Origin of the sequence: Pedobacter sandarakinus (assembly GCF_026240095.1) — a bacterium.
Lineage (GTDB): Bacteria > Bacteroidota > Bacteroidia > Sphingobacteriales > Sphingobacteriaceae > Pedobacter > Pedobacter sandarakinus.
In genome coordinates, this window is the sequence record NZ_JAPIVG010000002.1 from 441,792 (window position 1) to 463,091 (window position 21,300).

Annotated in this window: 27 protein-coding genes; 10 read left to right on the forward strand and 17 right to left on the reverse strand. The window is 37.4% G+C overall.

The window, feature by feature from the left end; translation table 11 throughout:
* Positions 1-138 precede the first annotated feature (138 nt).
* The 4 genes from OQ268_RS07535 to OQ268_RS07550 all read right to left on the reverse strand — a co-directional run bounded on the left by OQ268_RS07535 (position 139) and on the right by OQ268_RS07550 (position 3,526).
* Entirely contained in the window at positions 139-2,061 is a 1,923-nt protein-coding gene (locus OQ268_RS07535) for an IGHMBP2 family helicase (protein WP_265855505.1), read from the reverse strand.
* A gap of 29 nt (positions 2,062-2,090) precedes the next feature.
* Positions 2,091-2,474, reverse strand: a complete 384-nt coding sequence (locus tag OQ268_RS07540) for a DUF3037 domain-containing protein (protein ID WP_265855506.1) — start codon at positions 2,472-2,474, stop codon at positions 2,091-2,093.
* Entirely contained in the window at positions 2,452-3,243 is a 792-nt protein-coding gene (locus OQ268_RS07545; RefSeq protein WP_265855507.1) for a HipA family kinase, read from the reverse strand. The genes OQ268_RS07540 and OQ268_RS07545 overlap by 23 nt, the downstream gene beginning before the upstream one ends.
* Positions 3,244-3,337: 94 nt before the next feature.
* Positions 3,338-3,526 (reverse strand): hypothetical protein, encoded by a 189-nt coding sequence (locus OQ268_RS07550; protein ID WP_265855508.1) that lies wholly within the window; start codon positions 3,524-3,526, stop codon positions 3,338-3,340.
* 104 nt (positions 3,527-3,630) lie between these two features.
* Here OQ268_RS07550 and OQ268_RS07555 point away from each other — a divergent pair, with 104 nt between their 5' ends.
* Positions 3,631-4,011 carry a hypothetical protein gene (locus OQ268_RS07555; protein ID WP_265855509.1) on the forward strand — a complete coding sequence of 127 codons (381 nt, stop codon included), beginning with the start codon at positions 3,631-3,633 and terminating at the stop codon, positions 4,009-4,011.
* A gap of 190 nt (positions 4,012-4,201) precedes the next feature.
* Here OQ268_RS07555 and idi read toward each other — a convergent pair whose 3' ends face one another.
* From idi to OQ268_RS07575, 4 genes are all read right to left on the reverse strand, one after another.
* On the reverse strand, positions 4,202-4,714 hold the full coding sequence (idi, locus tag OQ268_RS07560) for an isopentenyl-diphosphate Delta-isomerase (protein ID WP_265855510.1): 513 nt from the start codon (positions 4,712-4,714) through the stop codon (positions 4,202-4,204).
* The gene (locus OQ268_RS07565; protein ID WP_265855511.1) at positions 4,714-5,550 is read right to left on the reverse strand and encodes a phytoene/squalene synthase family protein; all 837 of its coding nucleotides are present in this window, start codon (positions 5,548-5,550) and stop codon (positions 4,714-4,716) included. Before OQ268_RS07565 ends, idi begins: the two co-directional genes overlap by 1 nt.
* On the reverse strand, positions 5,547-6,443 hold the full coding sequence (locus tag OQ268_RS07570) for a MerR family transcriptional regulator (RefSeq protein WP_265855512.1): 897 nt from the start codon (positions 6,441-6,443) through the stop codon (positions 5,547-5,549). The genes OQ268_RS07565 and OQ268_RS07570 overlap by 4 nt, the downstream gene beginning before the upstream one ends.
* Before the next feature lie 202 nt (positions 6,444-6,645).
* Positions 6,646-6,924: a hypothetical protein gene (locus tag OQ268_RS07575; protein ID WP_265855513.1), complete on the reverse strand. Its 279-nt coding sequence runs from the start codon at positions 6,922-6,924 to the stop codon at positions 6,646-6,648.
* 574 nt (positions 6,925-7,498) lie between these two features.
* Between OQ268_RS07575 and OQ268_RS07580 the strand changes: the two genes are divergently transcribed.
* The 6 genes from OQ268_RS07580 to OQ268_RS07605 all read left to right on the forward strand — a co-directional run bounded on the left by OQ268_RS07580 (position 7,499) and on the right by OQ268_RS07605 (position 11,811).
* The gene (locus OQ268_RS07580) at positions 7,499-8,236 is read left to right on the forward strand and encodes a LytR/AlgR family response regulator transcription factor (RefSeq protein ID WP_265855514.1); all 738 of its coding nucleotides are present in this window, start codon (positions 7,499-7,501) and stop codon (positions 8,234-8,236) included.
* Between the two features lie 92 nt (positions 8,237-8,328).
* Entirely contained in the window at positions 8,329-8,691 is a 363-nt protein-coding gene (locus tag OQ268_RS07585) for a response regulator transcription factor (RefSeq protein WP_265855515.1), read from the forward strand.
* A gap of 4 nt (positions 8,692-8,695) precedes the next feature.
* Entirely contained in the window at positions 8,696-9,325 is a 630-nt protein-coding gene (locus OQ268_RS07590) for a hypothetical protein (protein ID WP_265855516.1), read from the forward strand.
* 125 nt (positions 9,326-9,450) lie between these two features.
* The gene (locus OQ268_RS07595; protein ID WP_265855517.1) at positions 9,451-10,824 is read left to right on the forward strand and encodes an exonuclease domain-containing protein; all 1,374 of its coding nucleotides are present in this window, start codon (positions 9,451-9,453) and stop codon (positions 10,822-10,824) included.
* A 127-nt stretch (positions 10,825-10,951) separates the two neighbouring features.
* Positions 10,952-11,302, forward strand: coding sequence for an MmcQ/YjbR family DNA-binding protein (locus OQ268_RS07600; protein ID WP_265855518.1), 351 nt, complete (start codon positions 10,952-10,954; stop codon positions 11,300-11,302).
* 92 nt (positions 11,303-11,394) lie between these two features.
* Positions 11,395-11,811, forward strand: a complete 417-nt coding sequence (locus OQ268_RS07605; protein WP_265855519.1) for a VOC family protein — start codon at positions 11,395-11,397, stop codon at positions 11,809-11,811.
* Between the two features lie 117 nt (positions 11,812-11,928).
* On the opposite strand, the gene OQ268_RS07610 is transcribed toward OQ268_RS07605, so the two are convergent.
* Entirely contained in the window at positions 11,929-12,378 is a 450-nt protein-coding gene (locus OQ268_RS07610; RefSeq protein ID WP_265855520.1) for an NUDIX domain-containing protein, read from the reverse strand.
* Positions 12,365-13,351, reverse strand: coding sequence for a cation diffusion facilitator family transporter (locus OQ268_RS07615; protein ID WP_265855521.1), 987 nt, complete (start codon positions 13,349-13,351; stop codon positions 12,365-12,367). The genes OQ268_RS07610 and OQ268_RS07615 overlap by 14 nt, the downstream gene beginning before the upstream one ends.
* Before the next feature lie 112 nt (positions 13,352-13,463).
* On the opposite strand from OQ268_RS07615, the gene OQ268_RS07620 reads away from it, so the two are divergent.
* Complete coding sequence (locus tag OQ268_RS07620; RefSeq protein ID WP_265855522.1) at positions 13,464-14,660, forward strand: pyridoxal phosphate-dependent aminotransferase; 1,197 nt, start codon at positions 13,464-13,466, stop codon at positions 14,658-14,660.
* A gap of 86 nt (positions 14,661-14,746) precedes the next feature.
* Here the strand turns inward: OQ268_RS07620 and OQ268_RS07625 are convergent, their stop codons facing one another.
* Complete coding sequence (locus OQ268_RS07625; RefSeq protein WP_265855523.1) at positions 14,747-15,991, reverse strand: ABC transporter permease; 1,245 nt, start codon at positions 15,989-15,991, stop codon at positions 14,747-14,749.
* Between the two features lie 199 nt (positions 15,992-16,190).
* Between OQ268_RS07625 and queA the strand changes: the two genes are divergently transcribed.
* Together queA and OQ268_RS07635 are read left to right on the forward strand one after the other, a co-directional pair.
* Positions 16,191-17,240: a tRNA preQ1(34) S-adenosylmethionine ribosyltransferase-isomerase QueA gene (gene queA / locus OQ268_RS07630; protein WP_265855524.1), complete on the forward strand. Its 1,050-nt coding sequence runs from the start codon at positions 16,191-16,193 to the stop codon at positions 17,238-17,240.
* A 68-nt stretch (positions 17,241-17,308) separates the two neighbouring features.
* A complete protein-coding gene (locus OQ268_RS07635) occupies positions 17,309-17,974 on the forward strand; it encodes a 2-C-methyl-D-erythritol 4-phosphate cytidylyltransferase (RefSeq protein ID WP_265855525.1) in 666 nt (221 codons plus the stop codon).
* Positions 17,975-18,103: 129 nt separating this feature from the next.
* Here the strand turns inward: OQ268_RS07635 and OQ268_RS07640 are convergent, their stop codons facing one another.
* From OQ268_RS07640 to OQ268_RS07665, 6 genes are all read right to left on the reverse strand, one after another.
* The gene (locus OQ268_RS07640; protein ID WP_109924584.1) at positions 18,104-18,262 is read right to left on the reverse strand and encodes a lmo0937 family membrane protein; all 159 of its coding nucleotides are present in this window, start codon (positions 18,260-18,262) and stop codon (positions 18,104-18,106) included.
* Between the two features lie 176 nt (positions 18,263-18,438).
* Positions 18,439-18,660 carry a DUF2795 domain-containing protein gene (locus OQ268_RS07645; RefSeq protein WP_010603503.1) on the reverse strand — a complete coding sequence of 74 codons (222 nt, stop codon included), beginning with the start codon at positions 18,658-18,660 and terminating at the stop codon, positions 18,439-18,441.
* A gap of 79 nt (positions 18,661-18,739) precedes the next feature.
* A complete protein-coding gene (locus OQ268_RS07650) occupies positions 18,740-19,288 on the reverse strand; it encodes a cob(I)yrinic acid a,c-diamide adenosyltransferase (protein WP_265855526.1) in 549 nt (182 codons plus the stop codon).
* 33 nt (positions 19,289-19,321) lie between these two features.
* Complete coding sequence (locus OQ268_RS07655; RefSeq protein WP_265855527.1) at positions 19,322-20,080, reverse strand: ABC transporter ATP-binding protein; 759 nt, start codon at positions 20,078-20,080, stop codon at positions 19,322-19,324.
* 114 nt (positions 20,081-20,194) lie between these two features.
* The gene (gene gatC, locus OQ268_RS07660) at positions 20,195-20,485 is read right to left on the reverse strand and encodes an Asp-tRNA(Asn)/Glu-tRNA(Gln) amidotransferase subunit GatC (RefSeq protein WP_265855528.1); all 291 of its coding nucleotides are present in this window, start codon (positions 20,483-20,485) and stop codon (positions 20,195-20,197) included.
* The gene (locus OQ268_RS07665) at positions 20,482-21,210 is read right to left on the reverse strand and encodes a lysophospholipid acyltransferase family protein (protein WP_265855529.1); all 729 of its coding nucleotides are present in this window, start codon (positions 21,208-21,210) and stop codon (positions 20,482-20,484) included. The genes gatC and OQ268_RS07665 overlap by 4 nt, the downstream gene beginning before the upstream one ends.
* Positions 21,211-21,300: the final 90 nt, after the last annotated feature.

Sequence of the window (21,300 nt, forward strand, 5' to 3'; positions counted from 1 at the left end):
ATAATTAATTTATCTGCTCACATTACTCATCAAGACGCAGGCTAAACATAAACTTGGTCTAGTGCCAGTTGCGGACATAAATGAGTTAAGGGTGATTGCTCAAATGTAATAATAATTCAACCAAAATGATTATCATTATCACAAACTGTAAACCGCCAGGAATTCCCATGCACTTCGATAGGCATTGTTTTTCTCAGCATGATCAATAAAATCCGAATAAAATTTATGCTTCGCTAAAGTTGCACTGTCACCAATGACCACAAGCTTTTTCTTCGCTCTAGTCATGGCCACATTCATCCGCCTGGTATCGCTTAAAAAACCAATTGTATGGGTGGTATTGCTCCGTGTTAAACTAATGTACACCACATCTCGTTCTTGGCCTTGAAAACTATCAATAGTGTTAATGGCAATCTTATGCTCCAATTTTGATAATAAATCATTTGCGCTTAAAAGTTCCTTTAAAATCACAACCTGCTGTTTGTAAGGTGAGATAACAGCAATGGTCGGGAAATTTTCTACTGAATTGTGGTTCAATAACTTCGTAACCAATATTGATAAATGTAGGATTAAAAAATTTGCTTCATCGGGATTCGTGGTGCTCGTACCATCAAGTTTTTCATCATAACTACAACCTGCGGTATCAATAAAAGTAAGGGCATCTTCATCCTTATAAATCAATTGCTTACTTACGGAAGAATGCGCCTGCAACTTATCAGCATAAAATGCTCGGCTGGGATAAAGCATGATTTGTTCATTCATCCGATATTGCTCAGTAAGCAAGGTAACTGCTTCGGGATGTATGGCCACTAATTTTTCCATTAATGTGTTTTCCAATCCCTTATTGGCTGCTTCTACACATTTTAAGGTTGGCGGCAACTGGAAATGATCTCCAGCTAAAACCACCTTACTGGCTTTTAAAATAGGAATCCAACAAGCAGGTTCCATTGCCTGGCCTGCTTCATCAATAAAAACGGCACTGTATTTTAAGTTCCGAACGGTATAATGATTTGCGCCGACAAGGGTAGCGCTAATAATCTGCGCCTTTTCAAAAAGATTATCGATAATATAAGACTCTATTTTTTCAATCTCTTTTCCGATTTTATGGGCCTCGGCAAAGAGCGCTTTCCGCTGATCTCGTTCAGCCTTACCAAAACTCCTCTTGTATTTATGAGCCATGTTTTTATATTCACTGGCCTTTTTCTTTAATTGTTTAATGCTTTTCATCTCAGGATGGTCGGCCATTTGATGGCTCAGCGTGGTGCTGCTGAGTTGTGCAGATACCCTTGCAGGGTTCCCTACCCTAATTACATTCAAACCAGCAACCGACAACTTTTCAGTGAGCAGGTCTACAGCCGTGTTGCTAGGTGCCACAACCAGGATTTTATCATCATATTGCTGTGCCAACAGGCTTATTGCCTGAATTAAAGTTGTTGTTTTACCCGTTCCAGGAGGACCATGAACGATAGCAAGGTGGTCTGAAGTAAGAATTTTTGAAACTGCCTCGTTTTGTGCATGATTGAGTTTATTGCTAGTATCATTGCCTGCTCCGGCGGTAAAAGTAGGTTTTTCCTTACCAGTTAATATCTCAATCAACTGATGCTGGGCTTCCTTGTCGGTTATCAGTGCAGCACTTTTTAGCGCTCCCTGCATCTCATCATAGCTATTGTTATCAAAAAGCAAATCTACACCAAGCTTACCATCTTGTGCCCATTCAGGTAGCTCATCAATTCGCAGGCTAACTTTCATTTTGTTTCCGCTGAGGTGTGAGATTACACCCTCAACTTTATCGCTATCAGGTTGATGATTGGAAAAGATCGCTACTGCAGCTCCAAATCTAAATTGATGGGACAGGTCATGATGGGTAGTACGCTCAACTTCTAAAGTTAAGTATTCTCCCCTCCCAATTTCGGTATTTCTAATGGCTATGGGATACCAGGTTAAGCCAAGTGAACGACGATCTGCAGCTGATGTACCAGCCGTAAGCGCTGAATAGTTCCTAAGATCTTCCTTGCGTTCTAAGGCAAGTAAATCTTCTAGTGTTTTAAAGTATGATAACGACAAATGATGTAAATTAATGCGGTAAACTCAGTTTATAGAACAAGCTCTTGATACAATTTTAAAAGTGTCTCATCTGGATTTGCGCAGAAACCAGGATGAACTTTGGAACATTGCAGGACGGTACTTCGAGTTGCAGTTAACCACCTAAAGCGAGATGCCTGATCGTATTGACCGATGGGGCCAGAACCTTCAACACCAGATGCAATGCGCACAAAGGCATCTAAATTGCTTTCCAAATCGAAGCAATCTACCAAAGGAGAGAAAGTTGCGATTTTGTTCGGTTCAAGATGGAAAATACTTTTAAGAAACTTCTTCTTGGAACAAAAAAGGATAATGCCAACGTTCATAAATTCTTCACGCTCTACCCTTGGCATAACGCGAATTACAGCATACTCAAATAAGAATTTCTCTTGCATGCTGTGCTTCTTTTAAAAAGATCTCTGAATGATTTAATCTTCTGATTAGGAATTGTGCATAAGCTGCCTTGTGTTCCTCAATACTCGAAAAGGTGCTTTCTCCGCTTAGCCAAACCTCTGGAATGAGGGCTACAATAGCTATAATTTTTTCGGGAGTAAGTGCTTCCCTAAACACCTGATCGACCGATTCCAACTCACTGGCCCAAGGCAAAAGAACATGATCTTTAACTAAAACAAACGGCCTTATTGCCTGCTCTTCCCAATTTTGCCAGGAATGGTGAAAATAAAGTGCTGCACCGTGATCAATCAACCACAATTCTTTATGCCAAATTAACATATTGGTATTTCGGCAGGTCCGATCCATATTCATCAACAGGCAGTCGAGCCATACTATTTGCGAAGCTAATATCGGATCTGGAATGGTAACGGTTTGATCAAACGTAATGGCTCCAGAAAGATAATGAAGCGCAAGATTTAAGCCTACGCTTGCTTTCAGCAGATCCTGAATTTCCTCATCAGGCTCGGTTCTACCAAATGCCTCGTCCAAGTTGGCAAAAACTATTTCTGGAACCTTTAAACCTAAAACACGGGCAATTTCTCCTCCAATTAGCTCCGCTATCAAGGCTCGTGCCCCCTGCCCCGCTCCCCGAAACTTAACGACATAAAGAAATTCGTCGTTCGCTTCGGCAATGGCAGGCATAGAGCCACCTTCACGTAATGGTGTTACGTATCGGCATACATCCACTGTTCTAATCTGGAAATTGTTCATATACGGTTACCGAGAAACATAAAACTTGTATATCCTATGCTAAGTATCCGCAAATTTAGAAGAAATAAATTGTAATTCAGGATAGATTAATGTTTCAATCGTGACCAAGAAATTCATTTCCTGCGGGAGTCATGGTTGCTGCCCACTGCACAGAATCTCTATTGATCTTTATTAAACCCATGGCTTCAAGTTCCTCATATTTTGCTTCCATTCCGCCAAGTATTGAAGAACTGACTTGCTGATTTATAACTTCTAGCATCGCAATAATTTCGGGCCTTTCCATATCGTTGAAATTTATTTAGTGTATTAACAAAGCTGAAGTTGAAATGTTTAAGCAGGTTAATAAACATTTGGCAGCCTTAGAGGTTATTAGATAAATACCTCAGAATGGAACAGCATATTTATTATATTTTCATACTAGCTTTACCTGTAGCATGCATTGCATGGACGGTAACAAAAGAAGAAATCTTTAGAGAGGCAAGAGAATTTTGTGTTGATAAAGCAAAGCGTTGTAACAAGCTTGTTAAACGAAAATTTTTTTATGTCTTTACATGTGAATATTGTTTTAGTCATTACATCACCGCAATGCTATTGTTCATTACAAAATTCACCCTTTTGTATGCCGACTGGCGAGGATACCTGATCGCATTTTTCGCTATCGTTTGGATTGCAAATGTTTATATGAGTCTATATAACATCATTAGAATAGATTTGAAAAAGGAGAAGCTCAAAGCTGCCAGAGAAGAATCAGCCCTTAAAAATGATTAATTTTGATGGTAAGATGGCTCTATTATATGTAGAAAATTAATATGAAAACAGATCGCTTAAGCACATTAAGAAGGTCCGTTCTAATTGGGCCTATTCGTCTTAAGTATCTTGAGCACCGTGGTATTTCAAGCTTAACAGTTTAATCATCTTCTACCATATATAACTAGCCAGTTACGGTATTGATGACATTTTAATCGAGATGGGCGATAACCATATCCAAGCAAATCTTTAACCATGGCGTATAACGTTCTGGATGATAAAAAATGTCTTCTTGTAGCGATGCTAAATCGGCATATCGACAGCCTCCAACCTCCAATGGATTCATTAAAGGGATTTGATCTGAAACCCCAATAAAAACGTGATCTATCTCGTGCTCGATCAATCCATCATCAAACTCCGCTCGGTAATGGAAGTTAAATGCATAATGCAATTCGGCACGCAAACCCATTTCTTCCATTAAGCGCCTCTTGGCCGCGTCTTCATTGGTCTCATGAGATCGCGGATGGCTACAGCAGGTATTTGTCCATAAACCAGCGCAATGGTATTTCTCTGCAGCACGCTGTTGCAGTAACAATTCTCCCCTGGAATTAAAAATAAATATTGAAAATGCCCGATGCAACACACCTTTTTGGTGTGCCTCCAATTTCTCCATTTCTCCTAGTGGAGTGTCATGCTCATCAACAACTATTACATGCTCAACCATTATATTACATTTAGTTTATGTTTTATGATAGAATCGAACATCAACGCCACTTTTAAATGGTTAGAGATTCTGATTCTTTCTGTCATAATACGTTCTGCACTTAACCCTTTTATTTTGCAAAACAATTTTTTATAGTAGATATAAGACAAATATACCCCATTTCTTGCACTCGAAGGCAACATTTTTATACCTACAAGCGCTTCGGCAAATTCTTCCTCAATTTCATCCTCAATCAATTGCTTTTGGCTATCGCAAAAGACGGCGAGATTAACGTTGGGAAAATAGGAACGACTAAGTGATTGAAAATCTGATTTGATATCACGTAAAAAATTAATTTTCTGAAAAGCCGATCCCAATTTCATGGCATAAGGTTTTAACTTTTTATAGTCATTTTCGTTGCCATTGGTAAAAATTTTTAAACACATTAATCCTACAACTTCGGCAGAGCCTAAAATGTATTCATCATATAAATCTGGCGTAAACTCACATTCAACTAAATCCATCCTCATGCTTTTTAAAAATTGCCTAATCAACTGATGGTCAATATTATATTTATTAACTACGCATTGAAAAGAGTTTAGGATGGGATTAAGGCTTATTCCCTGTTCAATCGCTTCGAATGTATCGTGTTCAAATTTATCTAATAAATAATTTTTATCAAAGTTGTGAAAGCTATCTACAATTTCATCAGCCAAACGTACGAAGCCATAAACGGCGTAAATGGGTGAACGTAATTCTTTACCTAGGAAATAAATACCCAGCGAGAAACTTGTGCTATACTTTCTTGTTGTGAGTTTACTGCATTCCTCAGATACTTTATCGAAAAGTTGTTTCATATTGCAGTAGGTTTAGTGATTTGCCGCTCAAAATCATCGACGTTTTTAATCCAATTGATATGATCGATATTGTCCAGTTTGCCAATTAAATTTGCATTGCCAGCCAAGTGCATTCGCTGACTGGTGCAAAGTTTTGTTAGTGCAGACAAATATTGTTGGGCCTTATCTGGTAGCTGTAAGGCTGACATAAACACGAGGATATTATCAATTTTAATTGTCGACAGCACACTTTCAATAGCGTCGATAGGCACACGAGCTCCCAAGAAAATAACATTTTGTTGCTTGTGTAAAAGCATATATTTAGCAAATAGAAGCCCAATATCGTGGGTTTCATCTTCGGGTAGAAAAAGTAGCCATTTTGGGTTCTTATTATCTTTAATAGGTGGAATAAGCTCAATTGCTGCACTTATTTTTTGACTAATTAAATTAGATAGGAAATGTTCATGAGACGGACAGACATGATCCGTGCGCCACAGCAAACCAATTCTAACAAGCAAAGGATAAATAATTCTTCGATAAGTTTGGTGTACTCCTAGTTGCTCGAAACAACTATTTATAATGGAATGAAAAATAGGCTCATCAAAAGTAATACCTGCATTTACCAACTGTAAAATGTAAAAATCATCGGCTTCCGGAACATTGTTTACTGCATACTGGGCATTTAAAAGCTTATCAACCGCATCATCAGACAAATTACAGATCTTGGAAATCTTAAGTCCAGATTTATTTAAACTGGCAATGTTTAACAGCTTTTTCAGCTGATGATCATTGTATAGTCGCGTATTGCCAACCGAACGAGTAGGATCCAAGGCATTATACCGTTGCTCCCATATTCTAATAGTATGTGATTGAATTCCGGAAAGCCGCTCAAGATCTGATATTGAATAGGACATTTTGTTTAAATTTATCTAATGAAACTTAAACAAAATATTTGTTGCAAAGTTTGTACGAACGCACCTTGATTAATAGATGTAACAGCAAAATTATGATTAGGACATACCGGGTTCGAGGCATCCAAAATAAAAGAACCTCGAAGTGCATCAACAAAAAGATAGGCCTTGGTAAAGGAATAATTCCAGCGCTGGAAAAAGTGATTTAATTAAAGTCCTGCTCGCTTAGTAATACACCCCGCTCCCCATTTCCAGTATCAATGATATGGAGGTTTTTGTATGATTGACTGAAAAAATCATAACCATTTTCCATATTCTTGATTGAAACTGCTGTCATTGGATATAAGGTATTGGTTTGCATGCACAAGAGATTTTCGTTAGAAATTACAAGGAAGTCGCAGTCGTACCCTTTTTCCTGCAATTCGATAACTTTCTTCGTAATGGAGACGTTAAGTCTGCATTTAGCTTTTGTGCTGTTTTTCATAAGGACAATTTTAGGGCGATTTGATTTTAATAGCACTTCGATGTGTAATAAAATATTAATCAATTGTTATACAATTATTTAGGAGAATTGTTTTGTTTTTCTCCAAGGTCATTTCATAAGGCTTCCAAATTATTCAAAATATGAATTAGAGAAGTTAGGCATTTTTATAAATTATTAATAATACAGAAACGCTTCCCGTAATATTACAGATAATTTAAGTTGATTAACGTATTTAATCGTATAAAAATTACAATAAATATCTTATTTAATATACATTTGTGTGCATTCAGCTTGTTCGCGACAACGTTTTCAACCATTTTCTTTGCAATCCGTTTGTCAACATCTAGTATGAATAACGATTATCACTCGAAATAATTTGATATTAGGGTTGTATAATTAATTTGTGTCTTGTATGTGTGATTAAGTACAACTTGACCGTGTAATTAGCGATTGGATATAATAAAGTGAAATTTAAACAGTTAAAAATAATATCCTTTTTATATCTCAGCTATGTTTAACTTTTTTTTCGATTTTCTTCGGTAAATCGTAATTTGCACCAATCTAAACCGCTAAAATGTCCATAAGTTGCATCGCAATCGATGATGATCCTCATTCTTTAGAAAGTCTAATTTCTTATATGGAAAAACTTCCAGAATTAGACCTTATACAAACTTTTACTGAGCCCTTACAGGCGCTTGCTGAAATTTCCATGTCTAAGCCTGTTGATATAATTTTCATGGATGTAGAAATGCCTGCATTGTCTGGAATCGAGCTTGCAGGTCTTTTAAGGCAGAAAGCAAAACACTTGATCTTTACTACCGCTCATCCAAGGTATGCTTTAGATGCCTTTAAAGTAGATGCAGATGCGTATTTGTTAAAGCCTTATACGATATTGAATTTCGCAAAAACCATCAACAATTTATATCCCGCAGGTAACCAGGAACATATATCCTACCCGATCTTTGATGATCACTTTTTTTATGTGCCGTTTCAAAATGATAACGGAGACCTGTTGCGCATTGAATTAATTGATCTTATTGCAATGGAGCAGAAAGATCAGGAAATAGCCTTTATCACTTCAAAGTTGAATTTTGTAAGTTCGAAGATAGATTTTGTGAAGATGATCAATATGCTTCAAAAGCATCCGGCTTTTATCCAGATCAGCAATGACGTTATTATCTCCAAGCAACACATTAAAGGTGTATTAGGCAACCAGATTTTGTTGTCGAAAGAAACTTCATTTGCCATTGCAGATACACATCAGATTAATTTCAACAAGTTTATTCAAAGCAATCAGCCTCAACCCAATTAGGCTTTGGGTGTATATTTTTCGATCTGTACCAAACATTATAGTTTAAATATTGTATTAGCATAGTCTTACATTAATATTAATAACTATAAACCTTGAAAAGAATTTTAGTTGTAGATGATGACCCAGATATATTAGAGGTCTTTCAACTAGCGCTAGAGGCGGAAAAATACGATGTCTATCCATTGTTATCTCCACGATATATTTTTAAAACTATAAAGGAGTTTCAACCAGATCTCATCATACTTGATATTATGCTAAACGGTATGGATGGCCGAGCAGTTTTTAAAGAACTTAGACTCAATTCGGACACTGAAAAAATACCGGTAATTATGGCCTCGGCTAGATACGATGAAAAGTATTTAGCCTCTCAACAATATATTCCCGATCAATATTTGGAAAAACCATTCGATATACAAGAACTACTGCATAAAGTAAATGCACTAACTGAAAACTAAGAACATGAAATTTAAAGTACTAACATCAATTGCGTTGCTCTATATGGGTATATCGCAACATGCAATGGCGCAATCTGCAAGACCTGACAAATTATACTCGATGAGTGGAATTGGATTTGCATTTCCGGTAGGTGAAACAGCTGATTATTTTAAGCCGAAATTTTCCACTGCCTTAGGGATTAATCTAGGTTTGGGAGATAGTGGTCTTTTCCTCTATCCGAAGGTAAGTTTACATGCATTTACTTTTAATCAAATCACACCTGACGCAGGCTTTAATTACACCATTCAAGATGGAAGAGCAACAACGTATCTTCTCAATGTGGCGCTCGGGTATCGCAAAATTGTGAACAAATGGGCGTTTTATGGTTTCGCTGGTGCAGGTGGTGGCTTCATACTTACGCCACAGGCTTCAGTAAATGCAAACACGTTACAAGTAATCATGGATAACAAAACCAATAGCCTCGGTATTGCTGAAGGCGGCGGCGGTATCGAATACAACATCGGCGGAGCCAACCTCTTCGTTGAAGCAAGCTACATGTATGGATTTAGTAAAATACAAAACAGGGTATTTAACACGGTTCCCATTTCTGTAGGTATTAAACCCAATTTGAGCAAGCTATTAAGCAAGCTGTAAAATTCTTAAAAAGAATACCAAAGCGACTCCATTAATTTGCAGTCGCTTTTTTTATGCTAAATAATGGATCAAAGGTATTTTAATACTAACATTTTTAGCATATATTTGTGTTTCAATAAATGTAAATGTTATACGCAGTTGTAGATATAGAAACCACTGGTGGGCACGCATCGGCAAATGGTATTACTGAAGTTGCCATAAACATACATGATGGTAATTTGGTTGTCGAAAGGTTTTCAACTTTAATCAATCCCGGTACACCAGTACCAATTTATATAACTGCATTAACCGGCATTGATGACGCAATGCTGGTAGACGCCCCAACGTTTGCTGATGTAGCATATCAGATTTACCAGTTATTACACGACAAGATTTTTGTAGCTCATAATGTAAATTTTGATTATTCTTTCTTAAAGCATCACTTGGCCGCTGCAGGTTACGATTTGCAATGTAAAAAATTATGTACTGTTCGCCTAAGCAGGAAATTAATTCCCGGAAAACCTTCTTATAGTTTGGGCAAGCTTTGCAGTGTCTTACAGATTCCCATAAGCAATAGGCACAGGGCTGCCGGAGATGCCGATGCTACCAGTATCTTATTCAATTTGTTGTTAACACATGATTTGGATGGCGTTATCTTCGAGATGCTTAAAAAGAATTCAAAGGAACAGGTGCTTCCGCCTCACTTAGACAGAGCAGCAATCATTGGCCTACCAAGCCAACCAGGTGTTTATTATTTCAAGGATGCCAAAGGTAAAATCATCTACGTAGGTAAAGCCAAGAATCTTAAAAAGAGGGTAACAAGTCATTTTACAGGCAATAGGCCAAATAAGCAAAGACAAGATTTTTTAAAATCTATCCATCACGTAGACTATGTTTTATGTGGTACTGAGCTGATGGCACTAATTTTAGAAGCCAATGAAATTAAAAGGCTTTGGCCAGAAAATAACAGGACCATGAAGCGCTACGAACATAAATATGATTTGTATGTTTTTGAAGATCAAAATGGGTATCAGCGCTTGGCGATTGACAAGCACAAAAAAAATAACAAAGCCATACAAAGTTTTAACAGTCTTTTAGAGGGTTATAATTTTCTAAATGATTTGGTTGAGAAATATCACCTGTGCGCAAAATTATGTTATCTGCAAAAAACGGCAACAAAATGCTTAGCGCACGACAACGGTCAATGCTTTGGCGCTTGTAGTGGAATAGAAACAGTTGCAGTGTATAATAAAAGATTAAACTCGGCATTGTCAGAAGTTCAACAATCGCAACCCAGCTTTGCCATTGTAGACGATGGAAGAAAAGAGAATGAGTTGAGCTGTTTAATGGTGGAAAAAGGAAAGTTCTATGGCATGGGATACTTTACAGACATGCAATACCTATCAAATGGCCTGGCCAGTTTAAAAACAGAACTTGCAACTTACCAATCTAATAGCTATATCTTAAATTTAATTTTAAATTACGCCGCCCAGTTTCCCCACAAGCTATATACAATTTAACAGGCTAAATTATATTCAACATCAAATTTTATTTAACCATAAACCGACCATTTTACTAAAATTGGCGTAAGTTTGCCTTTTCAAATGTTCAATAGCAATGCTATTAACTTATAAAAAATAAAATATTATGAGTCCAGATTCTTTTAGAGCACTAGCACTATCTTTCGAAAACGTTATAGAAACACCCAATGCTAATAAAAATTCATTTAAAGTAGATGATAAAATCTTTATTACTATCGATAATATTAACCTAAAGGCTGTTTTTCGTTTATCTCCAAAAGATCAAAGTAAATTTTCAGATTTAGATCCTTCTGCAATCTATCCTGCACAAGCCGGATGGGGAAAGCAAGGCTGGACAATTTTTGAACTTAAATTTATCGAAGAGGAGTTACTGGAAAAGGCATTGGTTCTGGCCTATTGCACAGTTGCACCAGAAGACATGGTTAAAAAGTATAAGAAGAAAACGGTAAAGAAGTAAGTACTGTCTCAAATACCCTCTATTTTTGCTCATTCTAGCCTGTCTAGTAAATTAATTACCCACTATCTTTACCTCAAAAAATAATAATAGTTATGACAAAATCACTTTGGATAAATTTGCCTGTGAGAGATGTATCAAAATCTAAGGCCTTCTTCACCGCAATAGGCTTTACACCTAATGATGCTTATGGTGTTAGAACAGATTCGGCCTCATTCTTGGTGGGGAATGATAAGTTAGTGATTATGCTTTTTGAGCGATCGATGTATGAAGGTTTCGCGGGAACAACGTTACCTGAACGCACTTCTGGATCTGAGGTATTATTCTCATTTGATGCTGAAAGTCCGGAAGAAGTTGATGAGCTGGCAAAGAAAGTTGTTGCTGCAGGTGGGCAAGTATATGGCGAGCCTGGGTATGCAGATGGTTGGATGTACGGTTGCGGATTCTTAGACTTGGATGGTCAACGTTGGAGCATACTCTACATGGATATGAGCAAGATGCCGCTTGGTTAAAATAAAACCGTTATCAAAACTGAAGGTAGTCCCTGTAGATAGGCTTCTAAATGCCTGTGTTAGCGAACGGGGACTGCCGTTATTACCTGATAAAAATTTCTCTCTTGCGTTGTCTATTTAGTTATCTGCGAAAATATCCTTCAAGAGCACAACTACCGTCTTATCTGTTTTGAAAGTGATTTCATCAACTGATAAATCCTGAATATTTACCCATCGAAAAGATTGCAATACTTCGCCTTCTTCGTCAAAATCATAAATATTTGTTTTGAAGGCTAATTGCAAGGGTGCTTTTTCTTTTACCAAATAGTAAATACTAATTACCTGGCTGTCATTAAAAGAAGATTTTTCATAAAAATCGGTGGTGTAGAAATGAGAAATGATGTCAATTTCGGCATTGCACTCTTCCATAAACTCCCTCTTTAACCCATCAATAAGTCCTTCTCCAAATTCAAGTCCGCCACCTGGAAATTTACTGAACCTGAAACCGTACTCCTGTTCATCACTTACCAATACTTGATTTGCCGCATTGATGAGTAGACCATAAACCCTAATGTTAAAGTAACTCATTCTGGAAGTGCTTCTTGTTTTTGATCACAATTTCAGGTGTCCAAACAATTTCCTTTTTAAATGCTTCACTCCTAACCGGACACTCACTCATTCGGCAATAGTGGCAACATTCTGGCAGGCAGGGGTCTGCGTGAATAAACAATTCTGCTTTCCTTACACCGCTTGTATTAATTAGCTCGTCTATTTGTGAGATTTCGCGATGTACCTTATTTAAATCAAAATAATATGGAAGGGTTACATGACAATCGATATGAAATTCTGCACCGTATTGTTGTGTTCGAAGATTATGAACATCTATCCATGGATTGTGCCTGTTTCCCTGCAAAACTGCCACTACCTCCTCAACGAGGGTGAAGTCGCTTTCATCCATTAAACCCCCAACCGATCCCCTCGTTAATTTATAACCTGAATACACAATATACAAACCAACGATAACAGAAATAGCACTATCTAACCAAATTATATTTGTTACCTGGATTAAGATTAATCCTACAACGATCCCTAAACTGGTATAAGTGTCTGTTAAGAGGTGTTTTCCATCTGCCTGAAGCGTTATAGAGTGTTGGGCTTTACCTATTTTAACGAGATATAAACCCACAACCATATTTACCAAACCAGTGATGCCGATAATGAGTGTTCCTTCTATCAGCTGCCCAACCGGGTGCGGATATATCAAATTATATGAAGATTTGAAAATGATGATTACACCTGCAATGAGGATTAAAATCCCTTCTACGAAAGCAGAAAAAAACTCAACCTTTCCATGCCCATATGGATGGTTTTCGTCTCTAGGCCTGGTAGTTAGGTAAATACTATAGAACGCAAAACTTCCAGCTATTACGTTTACAATGCTTTCAGCAGCATCAGTAAGGATGGCATTAGAATTTGTGATGAAGTAGGCTACAAATTTAGCAAGCATTAATACAACACTCACAACCAATGATAGGATGATGGCTCTTTTCTTTACCGACACGACGCTCTTTTTTACAAAAATACGTTTATCAATGAAATTAAATCAGAAAAAGTCTGCTTTTTTAGTGCAGAATAATATTTGGTTTATATATTTGCGCTCAAAGTATTTAACCATGAGCACCTTATCTAAAAGAATCAACAGTTTATCAGAATCTGCAACACTTAAAATGACTAAACTTGGTCGTGAATTAGCGGCTAAAGGCATCAATGTAATTAGTTTAAGCGTTGGTGAGCCAGATTTCAACACGCCAGACCATGTTAAAAATGCAGCGAAAGAAGCATTGGATCAAAACTTTACCCGCTACTCTCCAGTTCCTGGATATCCAGAGTTACGCCAGGCTATTGTAAACAAGCTTAAAAGTGAAAACAACTTAGATTATGATGTTTCTGAGATTGTTGTATCTACTGGTGCAAAACAATCGCTATCTAATGTAATATTGACATTGATCGACCCTGAGGATGAGGTGATCATTCCCACACCATATTGGGTTTCATATTCTGAAATGGTTGTTCTAGCGGAGGGTAAATCGATATTTATCGATACAGATATTGAGAGCAATTTTAAAATCACCCCAGCACAGTTAGAGGCAGCCATCACACCGAAGTCTAAACTTTTCATGTTCTCTTCCCCTTGTAACCCAACAGGATCAGTGTATAGTAAAGAGGAACTAGCAGCTTTAGTTGCAGTTTTCGAAAAATACCCTAACATTTATATTCTTTCTGACGAGATTTATGAGCACATTAATTTTGTTGATCAACATGAATCAATTGCACAGTTTGCATCTATAAAAGATAGGGTTATCATCGTAAACGGTTTCTCAAAAGCATTCGCCATGACAGGCTGGAGACTGGGTTATATTGCGGCAAATAAAGAAATTGCGGCAGCCAATGATAAATTACAAGGTCAGACAACATCTGGTACATGTTCTATTGCACAGCGGGCTGGCATTGTTGCTTACGAGCAAGGGTTAGAAAGCGTACTTAAAATGAAAGAAGCATTCTTACGTCGTAGGGGATTAGTATATGACTTATTAAACGACATTCCAGGAGTAAAAACAAACCTGCCAGATGGTGCCTTTTATTTCTTTCCAGAGATCAGCTCATTCTTTGGAAAAAAAGATGCGGATGGCAATGTAATCAAAGACTCTTCAGATTTAGCATTATATCTTCTGAATGTTGGACACGTGGCGACAGTTGGCGGCGATTCATTTGGAAACAATAATTATATTCGTTTATCCTACGCAGCATCAGACGAAACTTTGGTAGAAGCATTACGTAGAATTAAGGAAGCACTAGGAAAATTAGCTTAAATAGTGCTCCTCAGTAAAAACAGAAACGGGCTCTACCATAAGGTAAGCCCGTTTCTGTTTATATTATTTGAATATGAAATTTAGTGCTAGCTCCGGATTGCTTCTACTGGATCCAAACGCGATGCGGAGTAAGCTGGCCAAAACCCTGAGATGGTACCAATTATCACAGAGATCCAGAGGCCTAGTAAGATGTTGTTTAGGCCGAGAATGATATAAAAGCCAGTAGCCAGACCTAGTGCTAATGCTATAAGGTAAACAAGCAAGAGTCCTAACAAGCCCCCCAAAATACATAATGAAATTGATTCAAATATGAATTGTAATAGAATAAAATAATTTTTAGCCCCTAGTGATTTTTGGATGCCGATAATATTAGTTCTTTCTTTAACCGAAACAAACATAATGTTGGCGATACTAAATCCCCCAACCAAGATTGAAAATCCGCCGATGATCCATCCTGCCCAGTTTACCATTGTAAACATTGAATCTAATTGATTGGAGATAATAGTTGTTTTATTAAGTGCAAAATCTTCTTCCTGACCGGGCTTAATTCGATGGATAGACCTCATTAAACCTTGAAGCTCACTTTCTACTTCTTCTAAAGAAACATTATCTTTTCCTCTTACCGTAATTTGCGGGCCATAGCGCTCATTCTGAATATCTAAAACACCTTTAGCGAAGTTTATTGGAACATTTACATTTTTATCTAGTGATGTGCCAAGCATATCTTCACCCTCTTTTTTAAAAATACCAATTACAGTTAGGCGCCTCCCTAATATCTGAACTTGCTTTCCTATCGGCTCTTCTCCATTGAAAAGTCCGTCGGCTATATCTGCACCCATCAACAATACCGGCGATCCGTTGTTGCTCTCATTTTCGGTAAAGTATCTTCCCGCTTGTAATTCAAAATTCCAGGTTTTATCAAAATCCTGCGAAACTGCAGAAACGGTAATTCCCTCAACAGAATTGCTTCGATACTTGATTGTTCTGTCACTGGTAGAAATCTCGAAAGTGATCCCTTGCGCATTATCCATTCTAGATCTCAATTGGGCAAAGTCTCTTAAAGATGGCTGAGGTCGGTTCATATATTTCCACCATGGATAGTTATCACCAAAGCTCCAAGGCCATTTTTGAACATAAATGGTATTTGAGCCTAACTTATCTACGCTAGACTGTAATTTGCCCCGGAAGGTATCTACTGCAGAAAAAACGGCAATGATGGTGAAAATGCCTATAGTTATAGCCAAGAGCGATAGCATTGTTCGCATCTTATTTTGGCGCAATGCATCAAACGCAAAACGAAAACTCTCTCCTATTAGCCTAAATATCATCATAATTATTAGTTAGATGCATTACCGTAAAAAACGTTACAATATAAGTTCAAAACTAGTTATTTTTAAATGGAAAAGTGTTAGACGGCTTGCTTACACGAAATTAAATCACTCAAAACATAATATACCGGATTTGCGTTTGATAAAATAAGGAAAAGAAAAATTAAATTAGTATTTTTGCACCTCAAAAAATTCATCAAGAATGAAATTATCACAATTCAAATTCAACTTACCAGAATCATTAGTTGCCAATAATCCGGCAGAACAACGCGATGAAGCTCGTCTAATGGTCTTACATAAAGACAGCGGTAAAATTGAGCACAAAATTTTTAAAGACGTTTTAGGTTATTTCGATGACAAAGACGTAATGATATTAAATAACACCAAAGTATTTCCTGCACGTTTATACGGTAATAAAGAAAAAACTGGGGCTACAATAGAGGTATTCTTACTACGTGAATTAAATAAAGAATTACGTTTATGGGATGTATTAGTAGATCCGGCTCGTAAAATCAGGGTTGGTAATAAACTTTATTTTGGAGATGATGACCTATTGGTGGCAGAAGTTGTGGACAATACAACCTCTCGTGGCCGTACTATTCGTTTCTTATTTGAAGGAACAGATGAGGAATTTAGGAGAAATGTTGAAATCTTAGGTGAAACACCGCTTCCAAAGTACATTAAACGTAAAGCTACACCAGAAGATAAAGAACGGTACCAAACAATTTTCGCTAAACATGAAGGTGCTGTAGCGGCCCCAACGGCAGGACTTCACTTTAGTAGAGAATTAATGAAACGCCTTGAACTTAAAGGTATTGAATTTGCAGAAGTTACTTTACATGTTGGCTTGGGTACATTTAGAACTGTAGAAGTAGAAGATTTAACCAAGCACAAAATGGATTCTGAACAATTCATTATTGAAGCAAAAGATGCGAATATTGTTAATAAAGCAATTGAAGAAAAAAGGAAAATCTGTGCTGTAGGAACCACTTCTATGCGTGCTATTGAATCGGCTGTTTCTGCAAATAGAACACTGAAAGCAGCAAACGACTGGACGAGTAAATTCATCTTCCCTCCATACGAATTTAGTATTGCCAACTCCATGATTACCAATTTCCACACGCCAGAATCTACCTTATTAATGATGGTAAGTGCATTCGGTGGTTATGAAAATGTTATGAATGCTTACGAAGTTGCTGTAAAAGAAAAATATAAATTCTATAGCTATGGCGATGCCATGCTGATCATATAAATCCGGTACAAAAACAAGTATCACGAATGTTTGTGATACTTGTTTTCTCGATCGGCATAAATGCAATAATGAAATATTTTGCTATAATTGTGGCAGGCGGTTCCGGAAATCGGATGCAAACAGAAACCCCAAAACAATTTCTACTCTTGCAGAACCTCCCGGTTCTCATGCACACCATTAAAGCATTCGCCCAAAGTAATGCGCAGCCTAAAATTTTTTTAGTCTTGGGAAAAGAACAACAAGATTATTGGAAACGTTTGTGTGAGGAATTTCACTTTTACATTCCTCATGAAGTTGTTACCGGGGGTACGGAACGGTTTTATTCTGTAAAAAATGCGGTAGATAGATTATTCGAGAACGGGTACGTTGCTATCCATGATGCGGTTCGTCCCCTTGTTTCCTCAGCGTTGATTGATAAATGTTTTAATCAGACCCAAACAATGGGAAACGCAATCGCCGCCGTAAAATCGAGCGATAGCGTTAGAATGTTTGCTGAAAACACAAGTAAAGCGCTAAATCGCGACGATATTTATTTGGTACAAACGCCACAGACATTCGAATGTGATACCCTTAAAAAGGCTTACAAACAAGAATTTACAAGCAAATTTACAGATGATGCCAGTGTGGTTGAAGCGATGGGACAGACAATAAATATTATCGAGGGCGAACGGAATAACATCAAAATTACTTATCCAATAGACCTCGAATTAGCAGAGTTATTACTTAAGAAATAATGGAGGTTGATCAGGTTTATATTTACCAATAGCATTAAAAAAAAGGGGGAATCAGTTTAACTGATATCCCCCTTTTAAGTTCTTACTGATTATTGCCGAAGCTTACATCAATATGGCTCGTTCTATGTCTTAAGCAGCCCTGCCAATTACTTTTAGCAAGATTGCTATCACTGCAATAACCAATAAAACGTGAATGATTCCACCTACATCGCCGAAGCCGTGGAACACAAATCCGATAACCCATAGTATAACCAATACTACTGCTACTAAATACAATAAATTTCCCATAGTGTTAATTTTTTAAGTAATGTTGAAGTATTAACAGACCACATAAACTTTTGTTTAAAAATTGTCAAATATATTTGAAAATCGTGCCCTATTACCTCGTGAGCACGGAAATTCCAAAAAAAAGATCAAAAAAAAATCGCTTAACAATTAAGCGATTTTTATGTTTTTAAATCTATTTAGTATTCATCCTCGTTAAAAAAGAAATCTTCTTTAGTAGGATAATCTGGCCAGATCTCCTCAATCGTCTCATAAGGTTCACCGTCGTCTTCTAATGCTTGTAAGTTCTCAATAACTTCAACCGGGGCACCAGAACGGATACCGTAATCAATTAACTCATCTTTAGTTGCAGGCCATGGTGCGTCTTCCAAGTGCGATGCTAATTCTAATGTCCAATACATATCTTCAATTCAATTCTTGTGTTAACAATGCGCAAAGTATATTAAAATTTTTGAGCAAAACAAACTTATTTTTCAACTATTAAATCCGCGGAATCCAAATGTTTTCTTCCGCCTCCAAATCCATCGTCAGTTTTCGTGCCAAAACAAACAGATAATCGCTTAACCGGTTTAAATAAATGGTTACCCGCTCATCAACAAAACTATTTTCTGCTAATTCTACCGATAATCTTTCTGCTCTCCTGCATACGCACCTTGCTAAATGGCAATAAGCAGATGTGGTATTTCCACCAGGCAAGATAAAGTGCTTTAACTCCGGCAACAAATCATTCATGCTATCCATCTCCTTTTCCAACAACAAAATATCTTCATCATGAAGATCAGGAATTTTCATTTTTGATCTTTCAGGATCGGCTGCTAACGACGAACCAACGGTAAATAGCCTGTCTTGAATTTCCTTTAAAAGCAGTTGGTATGCTGGATCAATATCCTGGCAGCGTATTAAACCAATGTGAGAATTTAGCTCATCTACCGTTCCGTACGCTTCAATGCGCAAATGGTATTTCGGCACTCGGGTACCTCCAATTAGCGAGGTTTGGCCCTTATCGCCCGTTTTGGTGTAAATTTTCATTTTCTAAGGTATAGTCTATCACAAGCCTCATCTTTAGCTAATCTTCTCCCAATCGCTACCACTATCTTTTAAAGCCTGCAGTCTTGGAGATACACTTTTTACTTCCGTATTTAGATAATCATTCTCAATCAAACCATCTCGCATGCGTACAATGCGGTGCGCATGCTGGGCAATATCTTCTTCATGGGTAACCAAAATAATCGTGTTACCTTTGCTATGTATCTCTTCCAGCAAACCCATAATTTCTATGGAAGTTTTAGTATCCAGGTTTCCTGTTGGCTCATCGGCCAAAATGATTGATGGGTTATTTATTAAAGCACGTGCAACGGCAACACGTTGGCGCTGACCACCTGAGAGCTCATTTGGCTTGTGGTCCATCCTGTTTCCTAATCCTACATTCTCGAGCGCTTGCGTAGCTCTTGCATCGCGGTCTTTTTTGCTGGTGCCAGCGTAAATTAATGGTAATGCAACGTTATCCAGCGAAGTAGACCGGGGTAGCAAGTTGAATGTTTGAAATACAAAACCAATTTCCTTGTTTCTAACCTCGGCAAGCGCATCGTCACTCATCTGACTTACATTGGTACCATTTAAAATATAAGTGCCTGTAGAAGGGGTGTCTAAACAGCCTAAGATATTCATTAGTGTTGATTTTCCCGAGCCAGAGGGTCCCATCAATGCCACAAACTCACCCTTGTTTATGTCTAAAGACACCGATTTCAGCGCATGGATAACTTCTGAACCAATTACATATTTCCGACCAATTTCTTTTATCGTGATGAGTGATTTCTCCATGTTTTTTTCTTTTTAGACTAGGGTTGGTAATAAGATGTTACAGCGAAAGCCGAAATTATGAAACTGACGATCTAATCTTTCGAAGTTTGGAATCGTAAAGTCCGTAGAAACAATTTACTTTTCGATAATTTTGGGCACCATGAAAAACTGGTCTGTATGCTTGGCGGCATTTTTTAAACCATCTGCCGTCGAAATTTCCCGGAAGACAATATCTTCACGCCAAACATTTTTAGATTCGTTCATGTAAACCAAAGGCTTTACATCGCTGGTATCAAGCTCGTTCAGTTTTTCCATAAATGATAAAATCTTATTCATTTCGGGAATAAGCTGTTGCACTTCTTCATCATTGACGTGAATCCTGGCCAAATCTGCAATTTTGTGAATAGTTTGTGTATCTAAATTCATTTCGCTAGCTTACTTTCTATGAGTTTGAAAACTTTTTCCTTCAACACATCTGAATCGTCAATTGCTAATATCGATGTATTAATCGGCTTGTGGACGTAAATATCGCAAATTCCAGGCTTACTTCCATATTTTGCGCCATCATCCCAATTTATTTTCCAAACATTTGTAATACTTACAGGTACTAATGGAATATTTTTATCGATAGCCAGCCTAAACGGTCCATTCTTAAATTCGCCTAATCTTGGCGGGTAGTGGTCATCTATTTTTCCCTCGGGAAAGATAATCAGGCTCATCCCCTTTTCTAAATTTTCACCCGCTTTCTTAAACGCCCTAAATGCCGAAATTCTGCTGTCGCGATTAACTGCGATATCAATAGTCTTAAAAAAAAGTCCCAATACAGGGTTTTTCAGCAACTCATCTTTACCCATAAAATGATATCGACCATGCGCCATGATACAAAAAATCATAATATCAAGATTAGAGCTGTGATTAGCACAGTAGATATAGGTCTGTTGTGGATTTAGCTTTTCTTCGAACGAGAACGAAAAAAAGACACCTGAGAAAAAACTACATAAATAACTATTCGCACTTCTACAGGCGTTTAGCAGCAGGTAATATCGCTCATGCCTCGAGGTTAGGTAATAAAGCGGATAGAAAAGTGCAAAAAACAAAAGGATCCAGAATAAAAACCAAACCCTATGAACCTGCCTTAAAAATTTGATCATAGTTGATTCAAAAATATAAAATAGCACGAGAAATAAACTGATGAAAGGGAAAATTATTCAACCAAATTGAATTAAGTGATGGTGCAAATG